Genomic DNA, 18,328 nt, shown 5'->3' with positions numbered 1-18,328 from the left:
TCCTATCATTGATGTGATCAATGCCAGCAATCTTACCGGGTCTTAAAGATAGTCAAAGAACACGGTCTCCGTCGGCCCTTGCATGTGGATATTCCAGACATAACTGCCATCGGCCTGTTTGCGCGCAATGAGCGATGCGCGGCGTGCTGCCGGCACCTGCTCCAGAATCGTCGATTGTGCCAGCGTCGCATCGTCTTCCAGAAACACCGCACTGAACTGATGCTTGACCAGACCGCGTGCAAACACCGTCACAAAGGCCACTGGCTCACCCGCTTCGGCCTGTGCCGGACGGGTGATCTGCAGCGCGAACTCACCCGCATCATTGGTAGGAATACGCCGAAAGCCAGGAATCGCCTGTGCACTTTCCAGCGCCGCGCTCTGTGGCATCCAGGTCTCGACCCAGCCATCGTTGATCGGTACGCCAGCACCATCAAACAGGACACCCTTGACGGTGACCGTCGGCGCGCTGCTGTTGACCTGCGCAGTCAGTTCCGTCGCCCACCGCCAGGCTTCATGCGGGAAAGGACCAATGGTTTGTGATGTCGTGATTTTGCTTGTCATGATTGCTCCCCTCAGATACCCATCGGTGTTGCGTTGCGACCGCGCAGCACGATATCGAATTCGTAGCCGAGCATCTTGTCATCCACAGTCTCTTCCAGGCTGAAGCGCGAGATCAGACGTTCACGCGCAGCCGGATCCTGCACACTCTGGAAGATCGGGTCGTAGGCAAACAAAGGATCGCTCGGGAAATACATCTGCGTGACCAGTCGTTGTGCATACACATTGCCAAACAGCGAAAAATGGATATGCGCAGGACGCCATGCCTTATGGTGATTACCCCAGGGATACGGGCCCGGCTTGATGCTCACAAAGCGGTAGCGGCCATCATCATCGGTGAGCATCTTGCCAAAGCCATAGAAGTTTGGGTCCAGCGGGGCGTCATGCTGGTCGCGTTTGTGCCAGTAACGTCCAGCCGCGTTGCATTGCCAGACTTCCAGCAACGAGTTGCGCACCGGCTTGCCATCTTCATCGAGCACACGGCCGGTAACGACAATTTTTTCACCCAAGGGTGCACTCGTCCCTTGCGCGGTCAGGTCCATATCGTGCGGCAGCAATAGCTTGGGCGCCGCGACCAGATTGGTAGTCGTTGCAGCGGGAGCCGCAATGCGCAATGGGGGTTGGGTGGGGCCACGAGGGACGGTGGATTTGTAGGGCGGATAAATCAGCTCCGGATAAACACCCGGTTCGATGGCATCGAATTGCATGTGGTCTCCTGCGAAATAAAGTTCAGGTCATCGCTATTGGCACTAATTTTGTGCGAATAGCGGGTTATTTTGTCTTGTTGTGGAAAGATAGTAGGCAATCGAGGGCTGGCCCACAAGCTAGTAAAGTGCAGTACCATTCGCTATACGCACACTAAGTGCGAATAACGCACAAATGGTAGATTTTCTGGAGATTGAAGCATGCAAGAGCCCGCAGACCATCCTGACAGCGCACTGGAAAATGATAATCTCCAGCCCGCCAAACGCGACCTGATCGCTGGTCTGGAAAAGGGCTTGCAAGTGATCGAAGCCTTCGACCAGGAGCGTTCGCGCCTGTCCATTGCCGAAGTCGCCCAGCGTACCGGGCTGACCCGCGCTGCTGCACGGCGCTATCTGATTACGCTGGTGTATCTGGGTTACATGCGGCAGGACCAAAAGCTGTTTTCGCTGACGCCGATGGTCTTGCGACTGGGTCAGTCTTATCTGCACTCGGCGCGCCTGCCGCGCATCATCCAGCCGCTGCTTTACCGGCTCGCGCATTCGGTGGAAGAGGCAGCTTCAGCGGGCGTGCTCGATCACGATCAACTGGTCTGCATTGCGGCGGTCAGCGCCGGCCGGCTGGTCTCGACCACGCTGCAACCGGGAACCCGTGTACCGGCCATGTGCACCGCCAATGGTCGCGTCTTGCTGGCGCATCTGCCCCAGTCGGAGATGGAAGATCTGCTGGTGCGCTGGCAACCCGAAGCCATCACCAGTCACACCATCGTCAACAAGGAGCGCATGGCGCTGGAGATTGCCCGTATCCGCCAGCAAGGCTATGCCCTCGTGGATCAGGAGCTGGAACTGGGCCTGCGCACCATGGCCGTACCGTTGCGTAATTTTCGCGGCGAAGTCGTTGCCGCCATGAATATCAGCGTCCACGCCGCCCGCATGCAGCTCGACGACATGGTCGGGCGCTACTTGCCCGCGATGCTCAAGATTCAGATCGAATTGGCTGCATTACTGTAAGCATTCATCCCCGGGGAATATCCACGCCGTACTCCATCGTTTCCCGATGGAACTTTGATTTCGCCTACGCTATCGTACGACGGTCTCGATTTTGCCAGCACAGCCAGTTCCTACAGCGATTGCTGACGAGACCTTCCCCGATAACCCTCTGAATAAGAGCCCACCAGACTGTTCTTTGCCACCAAGTGTGGCGCGGGGGTGGTCACGTTTGGGCGTATGAAACGCGATGAAAGCAGTATCACCGAAACGGCTTATTTCCTCCCGGATTGTCTCGGCAGAGCTTGATGCTCTGGTACCCGGCTCCGGCCACAGGCACCGGATCAGGCCGCACATCTATGCACAACAGGTCCGGCATGATCTGGCATTTCACTTCATGCTGGCGGTGCTGGCACATCTCCTGGTCTGGACCCTGCTGCCCCTTCTGTTTCAGAGCAACATCGCACTCGACATGGCCGAGGGGCTCGCCTGGGGTAAAGAATGGCAACTCGGCTACGAGAAGGACCCGCCGCTCTACCCCTGGGTGATTCAGGCGCTCACCACTCTGTCTGGCAAGCAGCTCTGGATCAGTTATCTGGCCGGACAAGTCTGTGTGGCGACGGTTTTCTTTTCGGTCTGGCAACTCGGCAAACGCATCGCCTCAGAAAAGGAGGCCCTGGTCGGCGCCTTGCTGCTGGAGGGCATTTACTACTTCAGCCTGCCGACACTCGAATTCAACGACATCCTGTTGCAGATGCCCTTTACGGCTCTGTTTGGCTGGCTGCTGCACAAGGCCAATGCCGACAACCGCCTGCGTGACTGGATATTCACCGGGCTGGTGGCTAGCCTGGGGCTGTGGTCACGCTATTCAATGGGTGCCATCATTGCGCCGCTGGCATTGTTCGCCCTGCTGCATCCCGTATCGCGGCAACGGCTGCGCACGCCCGGCCCGTGGGTCATGATGGCAGTTGCCACCCTGATGTTTGTGCCGCACCTGATCTGGATGGCGCAAACCGACTTCATGTCGATCAAATATGTCGGCAAGCGCGCTCCCAAAAGTCCCGATTTACTCGCTTACCTGCAAGGTTTGTTTTCCTTTATCAGTGCGCAGCTAGGTGCCTTGCTGCCAATGCTGCTGGTATCCGTGCTGCTATGGCGCTGGCGCTCTTCGCGCGACTGGCTGCAACGGCGCTGGGCGCAGTTTGACTTTGCCTATCTCTCCGTATTGGCGTTGGGGCCGGTTTGTTTTTCACTGTTCCTGTCGTGGGTCGCGATGCGTCCGCTGCGGCATATATCTGAGCCCGCTTATCTGAGCCCGCGTAATCCTTAGAGGCTGTTGCGAAATGAGCGTGGCTAGGCGCGGTGACGCAGACAGTACGCTTAGTACGGCAAGGAGTCGCAACAACGCCGCGCTCATTTCGCAACAGCCTCTTACTCGTCGCTGCCGAGCCGGTAACCAACCCCGCGAATACCGGCCAGCATCGCCGACACGCCAGCTTCGCTGAGTTTTTTGCGCAGGTTACTGATATGGCTGTCGACGGTGCGCTCCAGTGCATCGCTCTCGGGCAGGCAGGCATCCACCAGTTCACTGCGCGAGAACACCCGCATCGGCGAGCGCGCCATATGGGTCAGCAGGCGGAACTCGGTTAGCGTCAACGACAGCGAGACCTTTTTGTCCTCCTGCGCCACATAGGCCAGATGGCTTTCCAGATCAATACGCAAGTCGCCGACGCGCAAGACTCCACTGCGATTATTCTTGCTGACCCGCCGCAGGATCGCCCGCACCCGCGCCGCCACCTCGGCCGGATTGAACGGCTTGACGACGTAATCATCCGCACCCACGCGCAGCGCCATCAACTTGTCGATATCTTGATCCAGCGCCGTCACCATCAGGATCGGCGTATCGCTCATGCCCCGAATGCGGGCCAGTACTTCCCAGCCATCGAGATGCGGCATTTTCACATCCAGCAGAACTACGTCCGGTTTCAGCGCCTGATGCAGCTCCAGCGCCACGCGGCCATCCTTGGCATGCACCGTACGGAAGCCCTCCCGCACCAGATAGGCCTCCAGAATCGCCGCGATCTCCGGTTCATCCTCGGCAATCAGCACTAACGCATTATTACTGTCGGCCCAGACGGGCGCAGATGGTCTAGTAGCAACCAGTTGATCTGGTTTATCATTTTCGGTCATAGTGGGGCGTCCTGATGAAAGAGGGCAGGCAGGTAACGCATTGTAGGGCGAAACGCCAAGCCTTCAGAAGCATCGTCGCCCGCCATCAATGCAACCGTCACTAATTCTCCATCCAACCTCCATGTGGCGCCTGACACCTACCGCTACCATGGCGTTGCCAGTCTTATCAACGGATCAACAATGAAGCATGCCCTCCACGGTCGCGGTCTGAGCCGGCAAATCGTTCTCTCCATGAGTGCCGTGGTGGTCAGCGTGACCTTACTGGTGCTGGTGGGCAGCTACTTTTTTTATTCCTTCCTGTTTGTGTTTCACCCCAAGTTTTTTGAAGACGACAGCTGGATTCCCACCGGCCCCGAATGGGCTTGGCTGATCTTCATCATGCTGGTCGGCGTGGCCATTGCGGTCTATGTTGCGGTTCGTCTGGCCAGGCGCATTCTGGCACCTTTGACTTCAGTGACTAGCGGCTTGCGGCAGGTTGCGCAAGGCGACCTCACGGTACGTGCCGAGTTGCGCAATGCCGGCTGGGGTGAAGCCTCTTTGCTGGTCAATGACTTCAACTCCATGGCCGAGCGAATCCAGAGCATGACCGCCGAGCGCGCCATCTGGAACGCCTCCATCGCCCATGAACTGCGCACCCCCGTCACGATTCTGCGTGGCCGCCTGCAAGGGCTGGCCGAAGGCGTGTTCACCCCCGATGAAGCGCAGTTCAGAAATCTGCTGGCACAGGTGGAGGGCTTGTCGCGCCTGATCGAGGATTTACGCACCGTCAGTCTGGCCGACAGCGGTCACCTTGAGCTGTACAAAGAAGAGCTTGATCTCTCACCCGGCATTGAGGGACTGGTAACGCTGTTGCGTCCCGACTTCGAGGCCCATGGCTTCCACCTCGACTACACGCTCACCACCATCGCTGTGTGCTGTGATGCGGCACGCCTGCGTCAGGTGCTCATGGCCTTGCTCGACAACGCCAAACGCTACGCCCATCCCGGCAGGGTCCATGTTCACACCTGGGCCAGCGACGATACGTACTTTTTACGTGTCGAGGATGAAGGCCCCGGCATCAGCGATGCGCTTGCCAGCAATCTGTTCAATGTGTTCCAGCGCGGTGAAGCCTCTCGTTCGCGCGCCATGGGCGGCAGTGGTTTAGGCTTGTCGGTGGTACGTGCGATTGCAGAAGTGCATGGCGGCCATGCCAGTTATCGCAAGGGTGAAAAGGGTGGTGCCTTGTTTGAGATTGCACTGCCGCGCTGAGTGTCACCATCATGACAAACTGACAATAATCATTGACCCCCGTTTTATCGCCCGGTATTCTTGACGCGTTCCCGATAAAGAGGGAGCCGGGTTTAGCGACCTGTACATACAATCGGCGAAAAGCCGCGTCCTTTGTTGACGCGTTTTTTTCGTCCTGTCTTTGCACGCCTCCATGGCGGGCCTGGGCAGGGATACCTTCGGGTATGCCGGTTATGATTGTATGTCCGGTTCGCTAACCCTGTCTTGTGCCCGCCACCCTCATCCTTGAGGCGCTGACGGGTTTAGTCCTGCAACTACGGAGGCTTCATGACCCACCCTGACAGTAACGCCAGCACCGCGCACGACGAACAACAACAAAAACAGCAACCCCATCCCGACCCGACTCACCAAGACTTTCACTGGATAGAAGGCCCGCAGCAAGGCAGCCTTTACGGCAATCTGCTGGAGACCACGCTCGATCTTTCTGCGGGTATCCACGCCTGTCTGCAACTGGCCTATGCCAGCAATCTGGAACGCGCCGCCAACAGCGATGCCGATCCTGGCGCTACCGCAGCGCCTGCCATTGGCATTGTGTATGCCGATCAACTGATGCGTCTGGCGATAGTGTCAGCCGGTTTGTTGCGCGATGAGGCGCGCCGGCAAGTTGAAGATCTGGTACTGGCTGAGTAAAAACGCATCATTAGAAAATATAAGACATGGTGAGGCCAGCGCTGCCTCACCGGCGATGAATGCCGGCATTGATGAATCTGCTGCATAAGTCCATGTTGAATTTGACCTCTAATCAAGCAATCAGCGGCGACCTACAATTCCTGCAAGTTCCACAGCGCGCCGCGCAAGGGAAGCATTTTTCAGGGAATCCGCATGAAGATCATCCGTAACGGCAGCACACCCTCGGTCAAGGGACCGGCCTCTTATTTCACCGGCTCGGTACGTATCGACAGTTTTTTTCAAGGCGAACAACCCGCCCGCAGCGGCGGAGCGATTGTGACGTTTGAACCCGGCGCACGGACAGTCTGGCATTCGCATCCATTGGGACAAACCTTGGTCGTTGCCTCAGGCGTGGGCTGGACCCAGTGTGAAGGCGGACCGCGCACCGAGATTCGCGCCGGCGACGTCATCTGGTGTCCCTGCCAGAAGCGTCATTGGCACGGTGCCACGGCCACTACCGCCATGTCGCACATTGCCATCACCGAAATGCTGGACGGCAAGAACGTCGAATGGATGGAGCCGGTCACTGATGAGCAATATCTGTCCGGCCCAGTGGTGACCGAATGAACGACGATCCACTTGATCTGCAACAGCAAATGTTGGTGCCGATGGCGGCCTTGACCGCAGTGGGCAATGTGTCGGCACTCAATGGTGTGCTGCAACGCGCACTCGATGCCGGTTTGACCATTAGCGCGATACGCGAAGCGCTGGTCCAGCTATACGCCTATGTGGGTTTCCCCCGGAGTCTGAATGCACTGGGCGAGTTCATGAAGGTACTCGCTGAACGCCAGCAGCGCGGCATCGTTGATATCGCCGGCGCGGAGCCCGCACCGTTCCCAGATGATACAGACTTACTGGCATTCGGCACGGTCAATCAAACGCAACTGGTTGGCGTACCGGTAAAGGGACCGTTGTTTGACTTTGCACCGGCCATGGACCAGTTTCTCAAGGCGCATCTGTTCGGCGCTATCTTTGGTCGGGATAATCTCGATTGGCGTAGCCGTGAGCTGGCCACTGTCGGTGCCCTATCCGCCTTGCCGGGGGCAGAGTCACAATTGCAGGCGCATATTGCCATCAGCATCAACATTGGTTTGACTGAACAACAGTTGCATCAGGTCTTGCCGTTGCTGGCGCAGCTGGTTGAACCCAGCGTGGCGCAGCGGCTGCGATCTGCACTGATGCAACGCCAGTCGGTCGCGTGATGGGTAGTCAAGTTGCGGTAACATAGTGCCTTCTGAAGTCTCACTTCGTGCCTGGCAGTGCAAAACAGTGCGATACAGTACGAAACGGCCGGGCCATTGTTATTCATGACGACACCGCTGCAAGTCCGTCGCACGCGCGACGATGACCGTATTTTTACTGATATGCCCGATAGCCCAGACAACCCCTGCATCGCTTGCGGTGGCTGTTGTGCGCATTTTCGGGTGTCGTTTTATTGTGGCGAGCTCGCTGGTGGATCGGGCGGCTTTGTGCCGGTGGAAATGACCAGCAAGGTCAACGAACTCATCGCCTGCATGCAAGGGACAGAAACTGGCCACGGCCGCTGTACCGCCCTTGAAGGGGAGTTGGGCAAACCGGGTATTCGCTGCCGCATCTACGCTAACCGACCGACGACTTGCCGGGAATTTTCGCCCTGGGAGCCAGATGGTACGCCCAATCCTGATTGTCAGCGATTACGTGACAATTTAGGTTTGCCGCCACTAGCGGCGCTAGCCGATACCGCTACATCGGCTTGACCGGCGTGGTCGTTTATCGTCGGCGTTGTCTGCCGATCTCTGCCATGTGCATCATGTACTCGGCGGCGCGGTTTTCCATCGCATGTGCGGCGTTGATCCGTATCCACGCAGTCGGCTCTTGATTGGGACGGTAGATATTGCCTGGTGACATGGCAATGTTGAACTGACTGGCACCTTCGGCCAGCGTTTCCGACTGTTCAATACCAGGAACACTGGCCCAGATAAAGGTGCCTCCGCATGGGTCATCAAACACCCGCCAGCCGCAACGGATCAATTGTTCAATGGCATCGGATAAGGTGTCATTCATGCGCCGGGCCAGATGCTTCAGATGCTTGCGGTACAAACCGCTCTCGAGCAAGGAGGCGACCACCAGTTCGCTCAACCGTGTTCCACCCAGACTGGTCAATACCTTCACATCGACCAGATGCCGGATCAGCTCGGATTTACCCGCCATATAGCCCAGCCGCAACGATGACGACAAAGTCTTAGAGAAGCCGCCGATATAGATAACACGGTCAAACTGATCCAGCGCCGCCAGTCGGGCTGATGGTGTCGTCTGGAAGTCGGCATAGACATCATCTTCGATGATAAAAAAGCCGTGCCGGTTTGCCAGTTGCAACAATTGATACGCCACCTTCTGCGATAAATTGGTTGCAGTGGGATTATGGAAGACGGAATTGATAAAGAACGCCTTCGGTTTGTGGTAACGGAGGAGTTCCTCGACCACCTCAACATCGGGCCCGCCGGCCAGCCGGGGAATGCCAACCAGCTTGATGCCCTGCAATGACAACAGGCCGAACAGATTGAAATAGCCTGGATCTTCCACAAACACGGTGTCGCCAGCCTTGAGCATGGTACGCACAACCAGATCCAGTGCATGACTCGCACTATTGGTAATCATGACGTTGTCGAGTTTGGCGTCGATACCGATCATTCCTAGCCTGATGCAGATCTGATCGCGCAACTTTGCATCACCCTGCGGCATGGCGTAGTCGATCAGACTGCCGACATTCTGACGGGAAATCTGGCGGATAGTGTGGGTGATGCCTTCAATATCGCGCCATCCTTCAGGGATGAAACCACTGGAGAGCTTGAGTACATCGCTCTGATGGCTGAACTGTTGCAGGATGCGACTCGCATCTTCCTCAGTGCGTCGGCGATCCAGTGTTTCCGGCGAGCTCTTGCCGACATCGACAAAGTTGGCCACGTAGTAACCCGAGCCATGACGCGGATGCACCAGGCCACGCGAGGCCAGCAGCTCATACGCCTCGACCACAGGAGAGAGACCGATTTTCTGATTGGCCGCCAATTGCCTGATCGACGGCAACTTGGCACCCACATTCAATATGTTTGAACGGATTTGTGCCTCAATCTGCCCGGCGAGCTGCTCAGTGATCGATATGCCGGTGTTGAACTCCAAGCTCAGTTTCATCGCTTATTCCAACGCAGAGTGTTAGCGCAATTTTGGCGAACAGTTTGTGCGCGCCTTGCACAAGTGTGTATTTTGCTATCGAAATTCTAGCGTAATACTCAAGTGCACATATTACCTCTTAGTTACCTAGAAAATCCCATGTCTGCTGCCGTTGAATCTTTGCTCCCCGCCATGCGCACGATTGTAGTCACCGGTGCGACTGCAGGCATCGGTTTGGCAACCACCAAGCGTCTTGTTGATCTGGGGCATCGTGTGATCGCCGTAGGGCGTCGACGTGACCGCCTTGATGCCTTGGCAGCGATATCTCCCGCAGGAAAAATATGGACATTGGATGGAGATGTGCGTGACAGAAGCCGTTTGGAGGCGCTACTGGACGATGTCCCTCCGGCGTTTTCCCATATTGATGGATTGGTCAACAACGCAGGGCTGCTGGTCGGTGCGGCCAGTTATGAAGAGCTCGATGCCACCGCGCTCAATACGATGGTGCAAACCAACTGCATCGGGTTGACCAATATGACTTCGCTTCTGCTCAAGAAACTCGAGCGCAGTGGGCAGGGGCATATCATCAACATCAGTTCCATCGGCGCAATACATCCCTATATCGGCGGACATGTGTATGCTGCAACGAAAGCCTTCGTTGAACAGTTTGGCGCTTGTTTGCGCACAGAACTGGTCGAGAAAAAAATAAAGCTGACCACGATTCGCCCCGGACGCACCGAAACCGAGTTTTCGCTGGTGCGCTTCAACGGCGACCATGAGCGGGCTGCGGCTGCCTACAACGGTATTACCCCATTGCAAGCGAGCGATGTTGCTGAAGCGGTCAGTTGGGCGTTTCAGCAGCCGGCACACGTGAACATCAATCTGATTGAATTGATGCCAGCGGATCAGCAATTTTCCTTCAAATAAAATGATCGACGCGCTGACACCCTTCATGCGGCGGGGCAAGATCACCGACCGCCTTATCAGCAAAGCGGTGCTGGCACCGATTGCTGAGGGCTATGCGCCGCCGGAGGTGTTGGTCAACTACTTGGGTATCGCAGCCGAAGTGAAGACAATGCGCCAGCTGTACCGCCAATTTGGCGGCGACAGCAATAGGCAGGGCTCGCCCAAATATTTACCGTTTTACAAGGCGATCAAGGACAAGTTTCCTTCCTTCGAGTGGTCAATCGTTGAGGCTGGCAAGCAGCCTCACGTCACGCTTAAAAAGCCCTTCATTAATTACGCCCGTCCCTCGCTGCTGACATTGCTGATTTGTGTAATCCGCGGTCAGGTCAAGGCAACACCACCGATTAAAGTCCGCTATCCGGTGCTCAAGAAGTTACCGGACCATCTGGCCGCAGAAATGGGTGAGGTATTGCAGGAATTGAATTTCCATCTGCCCAAGAGCGATTATTTTTCTGCCCTTGCACAAGTGCTCGCCAAAGGATTGGCCGGTGAAGAAATCACGCTGATTTCACCAGTGTGCCCGGACTATAGTTTTGAGAAGAAGGGCGATAAATTTCGCTATACCTTCGATAAATTGGGTGACGGCATTGGACTCGTTGCCCGGCGCATCGTCAACACGCTCCCGGGTATCACCGCGCTGTTCAATCGCCACGGCATCAAAACCCAGCAAGTCATTGCGGCCGGGGATTTTGAGGGATTTGATCTGGCCACGGTTGAGCGCGTGGGTGAAAGCCGGGCGAGCTTCCAGGAAAAATTGCGTCTGAGCCAGAAGCGCATCCTGGCAGAACTCGGCTTGCCGGCCAGGTCAATCTTTATTTCAGAACTGGCGGACGGGGAGAGTGGATGGCGCGCCATCACCAGTCAGGCGCACCACGTGCTGGCCGATCAGCGCACTCCTAATCTGATGCCTACCAAGGTCGATCTGCAGTCGGTGCTGGAAGCACGCCTGCCGCTTTACCGGGCCTGGCACGGAGAGCGTCCACAAAGTCAGTACGCAAAAATTCTTCTCGAACAATGCGCTGAATATGCGGCGATGGGACGTTTGTTTCATCAGCATTTCTCCAATCCACTGGTGATCGGTGGTGACCATAACAGGATGATGCCCTTTTACTGGCTGCATCAGGAAATCCCTGTACTTTATTTGCGGCGGGTGTACTGATGAACGCCCAGACTGAACGCCGCCATTTGTTGCCGACCCGGTATGCGCGCTATGGAGCGTGCTGCAATATCAGGGATGCCTATCGCCGGCTTCCCTTTCAATCGTTCTGGACATGGATTACCGGAAAAGGCGTAGCGCTCCCGGCGCAACAGTATCGGGCTGCCTTGCGGCCTGCTAATTCAACGCAGGTCATCGCTCATCTGCTGCTGTCCTGGGCAGTGATCGCACTGAGCATTCTGCTTGGCTGGAGCGCACTGGAAAGTCGCGCTTATCTGGTTCTTCCCTTGTGCTGGCTACTGATTGTCAATCGCGGGCGAAGCCTGCAAGCGACGTTTCATTACATGACCCATGGTGCGGCAATGCCCAACAGTCTCTATGCCCCCGGTTTAGCGACGATTTTTTTTACCACACCATTTTTTTATGTTTCATGGGGGCGATATGGCGCAAGCCATGTACAGACCCATCACCATCTGCGTGTGCTGTGTTCTGACGATGATCCGGACCAACAATTTATCGTTCGTCAGGGCTTTCGGCGAGGCATGAGCGAAACATCTTTCTGGTTGAGGGTTTGGCTCACACCATTCAAGCCAGCCTACCTCTTTCATCAATTGAAAGAGGCGATAGTTGAAAGCTTTATTGAACCCAACGCCATCGAGATTATTTATCGGATTTTTTTCTGGAGTGCTGTTTTCATTAGTGTGGCGCTTACTCATCATGTCGTTGAATTTATCTTTTTTCTGCTGATTCCGGGTTTCATCTTCTTTCAGCATTCATTGTGGCTGCAATTGATTACCGAGCATCTCTGGTTTTCCTCTTCACCCGAGGGCGCAAGGACAGCGCTGGGTTACGGAGAACTGACCTTCGGTCGCTTTCAGGGACGTGCATTGCCAGCCTCGGGTGCTCTTGCGTGGGCAGTGTGGATCCTGAAACTGGTGATCTTTGATTTGCCGGTTCGACTGTATGTGTATCCGCAAGATTTACCCAATCACGATTTTCACCATCGCATGCCATTGGTTTCCTATTTTTGTATCGCTGATGTAAGAGCAACTCTGGAATCGGATATAGGTCGCTTTGGGCCCATGTACGAGAGTTGGGGTTTTTTATCCACCTTGAGAATGATGAGAGATCGGCTTTGCCACAACAAAACTGACTCATTTACTTCTCTTCACCTGAATCAATAGATATGGAATTCCTCGCTAACCTTGTCAAAAATGAGCTCGCAACCAAAGCGTATGCACGTTTCGATGCGCATCGGATTTTTTCCGATTCAGAGCTGGATTTCTTAAGTCGTGCATGCCAGATCGTTCCAAAGGAAAGAATCCGGGTTGGGGATGTTGGTGAACAGAACAATCTCGATGTGGGCCGCTTCATGGAAGACAAGAAAGAGGCGCTGCCAGAGTATCGCAACGATCCTTTGGGTAAAAGCGTCGTCGATATTCTGGTCGGCAAGCGTTCGGCGGAACTGTTGCGCGAGGTGATGGGAGGCGATTTCTATATTCGGCGCTGCCAGTCAAACGTGCTGACCGAAGGCAGTTTTATCGGCAAGCATATCGATACCTACAGCAATCTCAGATATCGCTACTCGTGCGTGATTCAGTTTGGTGAAGACTACGAAGGTGGTGAGTTCTTCATTGAGCATGAAGATAAAGAGTATCGCATCAAGACCAACTATGCCGACTTCCTGGTCAACCGCTGCGAAATTCCACATGGCGTGGATTGTGTGAAAAACGGAAATCGTACCTCGCTAGTGTTCTTTCTGAGCGAAGACAACCTGTCGATACCAAACACCAATCACAAACAAATATAAGCAGCATGGTCTGACATGGTGCACCGGAAACGGTCTCCGCTCCCTATTCATTTCATTGTCCCTTATCGAGCATGTCAACAAGCGATTCCCTGTTTCAACGGCAACAACTACAGCTCGGTGCGAGGGCATGTCTGGCACCTGCCGTGGCGGTATTCATCTTTGCCTTTGTCATGGGGGCACTGGCTCACCAGCATGGATGGCAACCCTCTTATCTGATTCTCTTTTGTGTGGGGATCGTCGGCGCTTCGATTCAGGCGGTGTCATTACAGTTATGGGGAACGTCGCACGACATGGTCCCCATCCTGATTGCCTGCTTTGCCGTGCATCTGCGCTACATCCTCATTTGTGCGTCGATTGCGCCGTTGCTCTCCCGTCTGAGTTTCTGGGAGAAGTTACTGGCAGTGCACTTCACCACCGATTCGAACTGGGTGATGACGATTGCCCGCCAACGAAGCGGCAACGTTGCCTCGGCAGCGTTTTTGTTTGGTGGCGGTCTGCTGGTGGTGAGCTGTCTGACCGTTGGCAATGTGGTCGGATTCTGGGCCGCCGGACTGGTCAGTAATGTCCGTACGCTGGGATTCGATTTTGCCATTCCCGGGGTGTTTCTGTGTCTATTGGTTGTGCTGTGGAAGTCCTCGGAAGCAGATTCTCTGCCCTGGATCTCAGCCGCGCTGGTGGCGCTGGCAGTCAAATATTTTGTTGCCGGTAGCTGGTACATCGTGATCGGTGCGCTGGCGGGGGCAGCCATTGCCGGGATACATAAGAGCTTTTTATCTCAGGGGGAACCACGTGATGCGTGAACAAGACTGGATCTTATTGGCGAGCCTGGCGCTCATGTCGATTTCACTGCGTCTGGTCGGTTTGTATGGCGGCAAGTATCTGGAACATAAGCAGGTGGTTCAGTCGATGCTCAATGCGCTTCCCGGGGCAGTGCTCATGGCGCTGGTGGTACCAGATTTGTTGGGAAGGGGCGTGCCGGGGGCGGTGGCGGCAGTCGTGACGATCGCACTCATGAAAGTCACCAAAAACACCGCCGCCAGTATGTTGGGTGGCATCGTCGTCACGGGTTTGTGTCGGGCAGTCGGTATTTGAGGAGAGAAAAAATGAAGGTAACAGTAGCGAACCAAAAAAATCTGCAGGTTGTCGGGAACCTGCTCAGCGCCGCACGGGATTGGCATCTGGCGACAACGCCAGAGGTCTGGCCAGTGTTTCCGCTGGAAGCCATCTCGCGTGATATCGCCGAAGAGCGGGTCTACCTTTTTTCGATCGACAGCATCTATGTTGCGACAGTCACGATCACAGAAACTGATCCCTTGATCTGGGATGGGTCCGAAGATCCCGCATTCTATATCCACAAGCTGGCAACCCGGCGCGACTATGCCGGTCAGGGATTAGGGGCAACCATCCTTGAATGGATCAAGGGACACGCGTTGCGCTCGCAGAAGAAGTTTCTGCGCCTTGATACCTGGGCCACCAATGCACGCTTGAAAAAATATTACGAAAAGCAAGGCTTTGCCCATATCAGGACTAAATCGTTTCCGGTGGACAGTCCCTTGCCGGATCATTATCGGGGCGCATCGATGAACCTTTTTGAGATGGCGTTGGTTGAAGACGTCCTCTATCAAATGCGTCGCGAACTCAGCTACGGCTTGTAGTCATCGGGCCGGTGCTGAGATGATTGAAGCGCATCCATGCACACTGGTGCATGGATTGGCGGCTCGCATGGAGTTATGCCTGAGCGCCTCGGGCAGCATCCACCAGCCGCGCCAGTCGCATTACTGTTACACCGGGGCCAAGATGACGCAGTGATGGCATGATGATCACGCAATTGTCATAAGGTGTGACGATCTTCGCTTCCTTGTCATGCGCAATCAGTGACCCAGCCTTGGCGATGATTTCCATGCCACGATAATCATCGGCAAATTCAAAATCATAGCTGTCAGCTACCACCGCATCCGTGACCTGGAAGAAGCGTTGCAGCGTTGGTGCCTCTGGCAACATGAAACTGCGCAGATCGTCCGATTGCAGCACACCGGTCGCCATCAGGAAGCGACAGGCAGAATCCATGGCGACATCCTTGCTGCGGCTGGAAAAATGCTGGCCGGTCTCGATCAGGAGTGCGTTCTTGCTGCTGGCTGGATCACCAAAAGCGGCATAGTCGCGCATGCGCTTGCCATTGGCGTGACCAGCATCGATGATCACATGCTCCGGCGCACCAACGGCGGCGGCAAAGCGAATACCTTTGTCCAGTGGGCCGCTGAGCAGTAGCGGCGGCGCAACTTCATGCATGGAGTGCAGATCCAGCATGTAATCGACGGTATCGATGATCGGTCGCAATGCGCGCGCACGGCGCAGCTCAGTGCTGTCCTGGGTACTGTCCAGACGGTCTGCGGACCAGACGCGATTCATGTCTTCATCAACATAGCGGCCAGCATCGGGATTGCTGGCATCAAAGCGCTGATAGGCTGCGACATTAGCAAAGCCCAGCGTGATTCGTCCCTGACGCGGTGTCAGGCCAGCCTTGAGCAAACGGTCTACCGTGATGGCGCCGCTGACTTCGTTGCCATGCATGAGCGCCATGATCATCACGTGCGGTCCGGCGATGCCGCTGTCGATGCTGTGCACGTAATCCACCCCTGTGTTGCCGTCTTTCCATGGACTGATGTCGGGGAAGTCGATTTCAATTGGATAAGCCTTGAGTTGAGCGCGAACTTGTTCAAGTGTTTTCATGGAGGGGGGCGGATTAGTTGGGTGGATGTTCTGCCAACGGGCAAAACGGGTTCGGATGCGATCTTACTGGCAGTATAGTCAGCCGGTTTTTGTGCAGATTGCCGATTCGGCACACCCTTGTGCTTTTTGCTTGCTAGTCAGGCCCAATGGCGTCGGCTGCCACCGAGGCCCAGATCGCATTAACCAGCGGCTTGCTGTTGCCGCGCAGGCGATAGAGGGAAATATCAAAGTTGACCCGCATTTCCGGCCCGCCGATGACCACTAACTGCGCTTGCCGGATGTCATCCTGCACCAGTTGTTGCGGCAGCCATGCCACGCCCATGCCGCGCAGCGCCATCGCATGAATCGATTCATACGAGTCGGCCTGATAGACCATGTGCAAGGCCAGCTTTTTTGGCAGCCCGGCCAGATGTTTGCTCAATACCCCGCGCAGGGTCAGCGATTGCGAGAATCCCAGCCAAGGCGTTGGCGTCGCTGTGCCGGCATTGACCAGCTTGAATCTCGGGCGACCTTTTGTATCCGTGGCTGAGACTGGCAACAAGGTCTCTCTGGCCAGCGTCAGTGATTCATAACGCAGTGGATCAATCAGCAGGCGTGTGGTCGGACTGGAGTAGATCACCAGCAGATCGGCTTCGCCAGCGCCGAGCCGGAAGATCACTTCCTGCGCACCGCCGGTGCTGACCGATACCGGAAAGGACCCCAATCGCTGCGTCAGCTGTTCGTACCATGCCGGGAAGAAGGTTCGTGCCAAGGTGCGCCCGGTTGCCACCCGGAGCGTCTGCTCGACCGGTGCCGAACTGTCCTCCAGTTGTGCCTTGGCGGCCGACAATACATCCACCGAATGGGTCGCCGCATCCAGAAACAATTGCCCGGCGGCGGTCAGCGATACCGGATGTGAGCGCACTACCAGCTCGGCACCCACCCATTGTTCCAGTGCCTTGATACGGCGGCCAAACGCCGGATGCGTCACGCAACGATTCTCCGCCGCGCGAGAAAAGCTGCGCGTACGCGCCAGTTCGATGAAGTCTTCCAGCCAGCTTAGCTGCACTTGTTTTTCCCTTTCGGAGGTCGCGTTAATTCAAACAGTTGCTGCTCGCTATTGTGACAGTCTCCGCCATGTCGTTTCATCATCATGTTCATTGCGTTTGCGCAAGGATCCATTGCCGAAAAAGCGCAGTGGCCGGCGACATATGTCTGGATTTGAGCCAGGTCAGCCAGTAGCTCCCCGTTTTCACTTCCGTCTCGAACGGACGGACCAGTTGCTGTGATTGCAGCTCGCGCAAAAACATCAGATGTGGAGCCAGCGCAATACCAGCACCTTGCAATGCTGCCTCCACCATCAGGCGCGATGAATCAAAAACAGGGCCGTTGACCGTCCACGGTTCCAGGCCTGCAGCTACAAGCCAGCTAGTCCATTCTTCGCTGCGATAGGAACGCAGCAATATTTCCTTTTCAATATCACGCGGGGAGGAGAGCCGGCGTGCAATCTCTGGTGTACACAGTACGCTCAACGGCGCGTCCAGCAGCATCAGATTGTGGGTGCCGGGCCAACTGCCATCTCCGAACCGGATGGCAAAGTCGAGTCCCTCGGCGACAGGATCGACTAAATTATTGTTGGTGAGCAGCCGCAATTCCACGAACGGATGTTGTTCCCGAAACGATTTGAGGCGTGGCAACAGCCAGCCGACAGCAAAGGTACCAACCACCCCGATGGTGAGCACCTCATGGAAATGCCCGCCTTCAAATTGTCGCAACACCCCTTCGATACGCGCAAAGGCATCCGTCAATACCGGTAACAACGAACGACTTTCGTCGGTCATGGCCAGGCCGCGTGGCAAGCGTTTGAACAGAGTCACGCCCAGTCGTTCTTCCAGCATCCTGACTTGCTGGCTGACGGCTGCCTGCGTCACATGCAATTCCTGTGCCGCGCGGGTAAAGCTCAAATGGCGCGCCGATGCTTCGAAGGCACGCAAGGCGTTGAGCGGAAGGTGGGGGCGTGTGATGCTACTCATTTGCGCTTCATGGCATAAGTTTTTCTTGGTCTTGATAGAAATTATGCTCGCTTGTGAGTCGCTTTGAAAGAGGTGACATTATCGTCCTCAACAGATCCCGGTGCGAGATTATCTT

21 protein-coding genes are annotated in these 18,328 nt (G+C 55.8%); 14 read left to right on the top strand and 7 right to left on the bottom strand.

The window, feature by feature from the left end; all coding sequences use genetic code 11:
• Positions 1-42: 42 nt before the first annotated feature.
• Positions 43-561 carry a protocatechuate 3,4-dioxygenase gene (locus tag FHW66_RS13630; protein WP_183380364.1) on the bottom strand — a complete coding sequence of 173 codons (519 nt, stop codon included), beginning with the start codon at positions 559-561 and terminating at the stop codon, positions 43-45.
• Between the two features lie 11 nt (positions 562-572).
• On the bottom strand, positions 573-1,265 hold the full coding sequence (gene pcaH, locus FHW66_RS13625) for a protocatechuate 3,4-dioxygenase subunit beta (protein ID WP_183380362.1): 693 nt from the start codon (positions 1,263-1,265) through the stop codon (positions 573-575).
• Between the two features lie 198 nt (positions 1,266-1,463).
• On the opposite strand from pcaH, the gene FHW66_RS13620 reads away from it, so the two are divergent.
• Positions 1,464-2,270, top strand: coding sequence for an IclR family transcriptional regulator C-terminal domain-containing protein (locus FHW66_RS13620; protein ID WP_183380361.1), 807 nt, complete (start codon positions 1,464-1,466; stop codon positions 2,268-2,270).
• Between the two features lie 226 nt (positions 2,271-2,496).
• Positions 2,497-3,576, top strand: a complete 1,080-nt coding sequence (locus FHW66_RS13615; protein WP_183380359.1) for a glycosyltransferase family 39 protein — start codon at positions 2,497-2,499, stop codon at positions 3,574-3,576.
• Between the two features lie 101 nt (positions 3,577-3,677).
• Here the strand turns inward: FHW66_RS13615 and FHW66_RS13610 are convergent, their stop codons facing one another.
• Entirely contained in the window at positions 3,678-4,436 is a 759-nt protein-coding gene (locus tag FHW66_RS13610) for a response regulator (RefSeq protein WP_183380357.1), read from the bottom strand.
• 180 nt (positions 4,437-4,616) lie between these two features.
• Here FHW66_RS13610 and FHW66_RS13605 point away from each other — a divergent pair, with 180 nt between their 5' ends.
• The 5 genes from FHW66_RS13605 (at position 4,617) to FHW66_RS13585 (ending at position 8,128) form a co-directional block, all read left to right on the top strand.
• Positions 4,617-5,684, top strand: a complete 1,068-nt coding sequence (locus tag FHW66_RS13605; RefSeq protein WP_183380355.1) for an ATP-binding protein — start codon at positions 4,617-4,619, stop codon at positions 5,682-5,684.
• A gap of 306 nt (positions 5,685-5,990) precedes the next feature.
• Entirely contained in the window at positions 5,991-6,353 is a 363-nt protein-coding gene (locus tag FHW66_RS13600; protein WP_183380354.1) for a hypothetical protein, read from the top strand.
• Positions 6,354-6,545: 192 nt separating this feature from the next.
• Complete coding sequence (locus tag FHW66_RS13595) at positions 6,546-6,959, top strand: cupin domain-containing protein (protein ID WP_183380353.1); 414 nt, start codon at positions 6,546-6,548, stop codon at positions 6,957-6,959.
• Positions 6,956-7,594, top strand: coding sequence for a carboxymuconolactone decarboxylase family protein (locus FHW66_RS13590; protein WP_183380352.1), 639 nt, complete (start codon positions 6,956-6,958; stop codon positions 7,592-7,594). The genes FHW66_RS13595 and FHW66_RS13590 overlap by 4 nt, the downstream gene beginning before the upstream one ends.
• 162 nt (positions 7,595-7,756) lie before the next feature.
• Positions 7,757-8,128, top strand: a complete 372-nt coding sequence (locus tag FHW66_RS13585) for a YkgJ family cysteine cluster protein (protein ID WP_183380509.1) — start codon at positions 7,757-7,759, stop codon at positions 8,126-8,128.
• 13 nt (positions 8,129-8,141) lie between these two features.
• Here the strand turns inward: FHW66_RS13585 and FHW66_RS13580 are convergent, their stop codons facing one another.
• On the bottom strand, positions 8,142-9,560 hold the full coding sequence (locus tag FHW66_RS13580; protein WP_183380351.1) for a PLP-dependent aminotransferase family protein: 1,419 nt from the start codon (positions 9,558-9,560) through the stop codon (positions 8,142-8,144).
• A gap of 138 nt (positions 9,561-9,698) precedes the next feature.
• On the opposite strand from FHW66_RS13580, the gene FHW66_RS13575 reads away from it, so the two are divergent.
• The 7 genes from FHW66_RS13575 to FHW66_RS13545 all read left to right on the top strand — a co-directional run bounded on the left by FHW66_RS13575 (position 9,699) and on the right by FHW66_RS13545 (position 15,126).
• Positions 9,699-10,466 (top strand): SDR family NAD(P)-dependent oxidoreductase, encoded by a 768-nt coding sequence (locus tag FHW66_RS13575; RefSeq protein WP_183380350.1) that lies wholly within the window; start codon positions 9,699-9,701, stop codon positions 10,464-10,466.
• A 1-nt stretch (position 10,467) separates the two neighbouring features.
• Positions 10,468-11,664 (top strand): hypothetical protein, encoded by a 1,197-nt coding sequence (locus tag FHW66_RS13570; protein WP_183380349.1) that lies wholly within the window; start codon positions 10,468-10,470, stop codon positions 11,662-11,664.
• Positions 11,665-11,882: 218 nt separating this feature from the next.
• Positions 11,883-12,845: a hypothetical protein gene (locus FHW66_RS13565; protein WP_183380348.1), complete on the top strand. Its 963-nt coding sequence runs from the start codon at positions 11,883-11,885 to the stop codon at positions 12,843-12,845.
• 2 nt (positions 12,846-12,847) lie between these two features.
• Positions 12,848-13,471 carry a 2OG-Fe(II) oxygenase gene (locus FHW66_RS13560; protein WP_183380347.1) on the top strand — a complete coding sequence of 208 codons (624 nt, stop codon included), beginning with the start codon at positions 12,848-12,850 and terminating at the stop codon, positions 13,469-13,471.
• A gap of 71 nt (positions 13,472-13,542) precedes the next feature.
• On the top strand, positions 13,543-14,271 hold the full coding sequence (locus tag FHW66_RS13555; RefSeq protein WP_183380346.1) for an AzlC family ABC transporter permease: 729 nt from the start codon (positions 13,543-13,545) through the stop codon (positions 14,269-14,271).
• Entirely contained in the window at positions 14,264-14,563 is a 300-nt protein-coding gene (locus tag FHW66_RS13550) for an AzlD family protein (RefSeq protein WP_183380345.1), read from the top strand. The genes FHW66_RS13555 and FHW66_RS13550 overlap by 8 nt, the downstream gene beginning before the upstream one ends.
• Positions 14,564-14,574: 11 nt before the next feature.
• Entirely contained in the window at positions 14,575-15,126 is a 552-nt protein-coding gene (locus tag FHW66_RS13545; RefSeq protein ID WP_183380344.1) for an N-acetyltransferase, read from the top strand.
• Positions 15,127-15,199: 73 nt separating this feature from the next.
• On the opposite strand, the gene FHW66_RS13540 is transcribed toward FHW66_RS13545, so the two are convergent.
• The 3 genes from FHW66_RS13540 to FHW66_RS13530 all read right to left on the bottom strand — a co-directional run bounded on the left by FHW66_RS13540 (position 15,200) and on the right by FHW66_RS13530 (position 18,213).
• A complete protein-coding gene (locus FHW66_RS13540) occupies positions 15,200-16,201 on the bottom strand; it encodes a M14 family metallopeptidase (RefSeq protein ID WP_183380343.1) in 1,002 nt (333 codons plus the stop codon).
• A 133-nt stretch (positions 16,202-16,334) separates the two neighbouring features.
• Positions 16,335-17,249 (bottom strand): LysR substrate-binding domain-containing protein, encoded by a 915-nt coding sequence (locus tag FHW66_RS13535; RefSeq protein ID WP_183380342.1) that lies wholly within the window; start codon positions 17,247-17,249, stop codon positions 16,335-16,337.
• 88 nt (positions 17,250-17,337) lie between these two features.
• Complete coding sequence (locus tag FHW66_RS13530; RefSeq protein ID WP_221197003.1) at positions 17,338-18,213, bottom strand: LysR family transcriptional regulator; 876 nt, start codon at positions 18,211-18,213, stop codon at positions 17,338-17,340.
• Positions 18,214-18,328 lie beyond the last annotated feature (115 nt).

The sequence above is a fragment of the Herbaspirillum sp. Sphag64 genome, from assembly GCF_014192645.1.
Classification (GTDB): Bacteria; Pseudomonadota; Gammaproteobacteria; order Burkholderiales; family Burkholderiaceae_D; genus Herbaspirillum.
The sequence above is the reverse complement of the archived record's forward strand: the minus strand, read 5'-3'. Positions and strand labels throughout refer to the sequence as shown.

Excerpts from the sequence above, each read along its gene's own strand:
- FHW66_RS13630 (WP_183380364.1), bottom strand. The coding sequence starts at position 561 with ATGACAAGCAAAATCACGACATCACAAACCATTGGTCCTTTCCCGCAT.
- pcaH (WP_183380362.1), bottom strand. The coding sequence starts at position 1,265 with ATGCAATTCGATGCCATCGAACCGGGTGTTTATCCGGAGCTGATTTAT.
- FHW66_RS13620 (WP_183380361.1), top strand. The coding sequence starts at position 1,464 with ATGCAAGAGCCCGCAGACCATCCTGACAGCGCACTGGAAAATGATAAT.
- FHW66_RS13615 (WP_183380359.1), top strand. The coding sequence starts at position 2,497 with ATGAAAGCAGTATCACCGAAACGGCTTATTTCCTCCCGGATTGTCTCG.
- FHW66_RS13610 (WP_183380357.1), bottom strand. The coding sequence starts at position 4,436 with ATGACCGAAAATGATAAACCAGATCAACTGGTTGCTACTAGACCATCT.
- FHW66_RS13605 (WP_183380355.1), top strand. The coding sequence starts at position 4,617 with ATGAAGCATGCCCTCCACGGTCGCGGTCTGAGCCGGCAAATCGTTCTC.
- FHW66_RS13600 (WP_183380354.1), top strand. The coding sequence starts at position 5,991 with ATGACCCACCCTGACAGTAACGCCAGCACCGCGCACGACGAACAACAA.
- FHW66_RS13595 (WP_183380353.1), top strand. The coding sequence starts at position 6,546 with ATGAAGATCATCCGTAACGGCAGCACACCCTCGGTCAAGGGACCGGCC.
- FHW66_RS13590 (WP_183380352.1), top strand. The coding sequence starts at position 6,956 with ATGAACGACGATCCACTTGATCTGCAACAGCAAATGTTGGTGCCGATG.
- FHW66_RS13585 (WP_183380509.1), top strand. The coding sequence starts at position 7,757 with ATGCCCGATAGCCCAGACAACCCCTGCATCGCTTGCGGTGGCTGTTGT.
- FHW66_RS13580 (WP_183380351.1), bottom strand. The coding sequence starts at position 9,560 with ATGAAACTGAGCTTGGAGTTCAACACCGGCATATCGATCACTGAGCAG.
- FHW66_RS13575 (WP_183380350.1), top strand. The coding sequence starts at position 9,699 with ATGTCTGCTGCCGTTGAATCTTTGCTCCCCGCCATGCGCACGATTGTA.
- FHW66_RS13570 (WP_183380349.1), top strand. The coding sequence starts at position 10,468 with ATGATCGACGCGCTGACACCCTTCATGCGGCGGGGCAAGATCACCGAC.
- FHW66_RS13560 (WP_183380347.1), top strand. The coding sequence starts at position 12,848 with ATGGAATTCCTCGCTAACCTTGTCAAAAATGAGCTCGCAACCAAAGCG.
- FHW66_RS13555 (WP_183380346.1), top strand. The coding sequence starts at position 13,543 with ATGTCAACAAGCGATTCCCTGTTTCAACGGCAACAACTACAGCTCGGT.
- FHW66_RS13550 (WP_183380345.1), top strand. The coding sequence starts at position 14,264 with ATGCGTGAACAAGACTGGATCTTATTGGCGAGCCTGGCGCTCATGTCG.
- FHW66_RS13545 (WP_183380344.1), top strand. The coding sequence starts at position 14,575 with ATGAAGGTAACAGTAGCGAACCAAAAAAATCTGCAGGTTGTCGGGAAC.
- FHW66_RS13540 (WP_183380343.1), bottom strand. The coding sequence starts at position 16,201 with ATGAAAACACTTGAACAAGTTCGCGCTCAACTCAAGGCTTATCCAATT.
- FHW66_RS13530 (WP_221197003.1), bottom strand. The coding sequence starts at position 18,213 with ATGAGTAGCATCACACGCCCCCACCTTCCGCTCAACGCCTTGCGTGCC.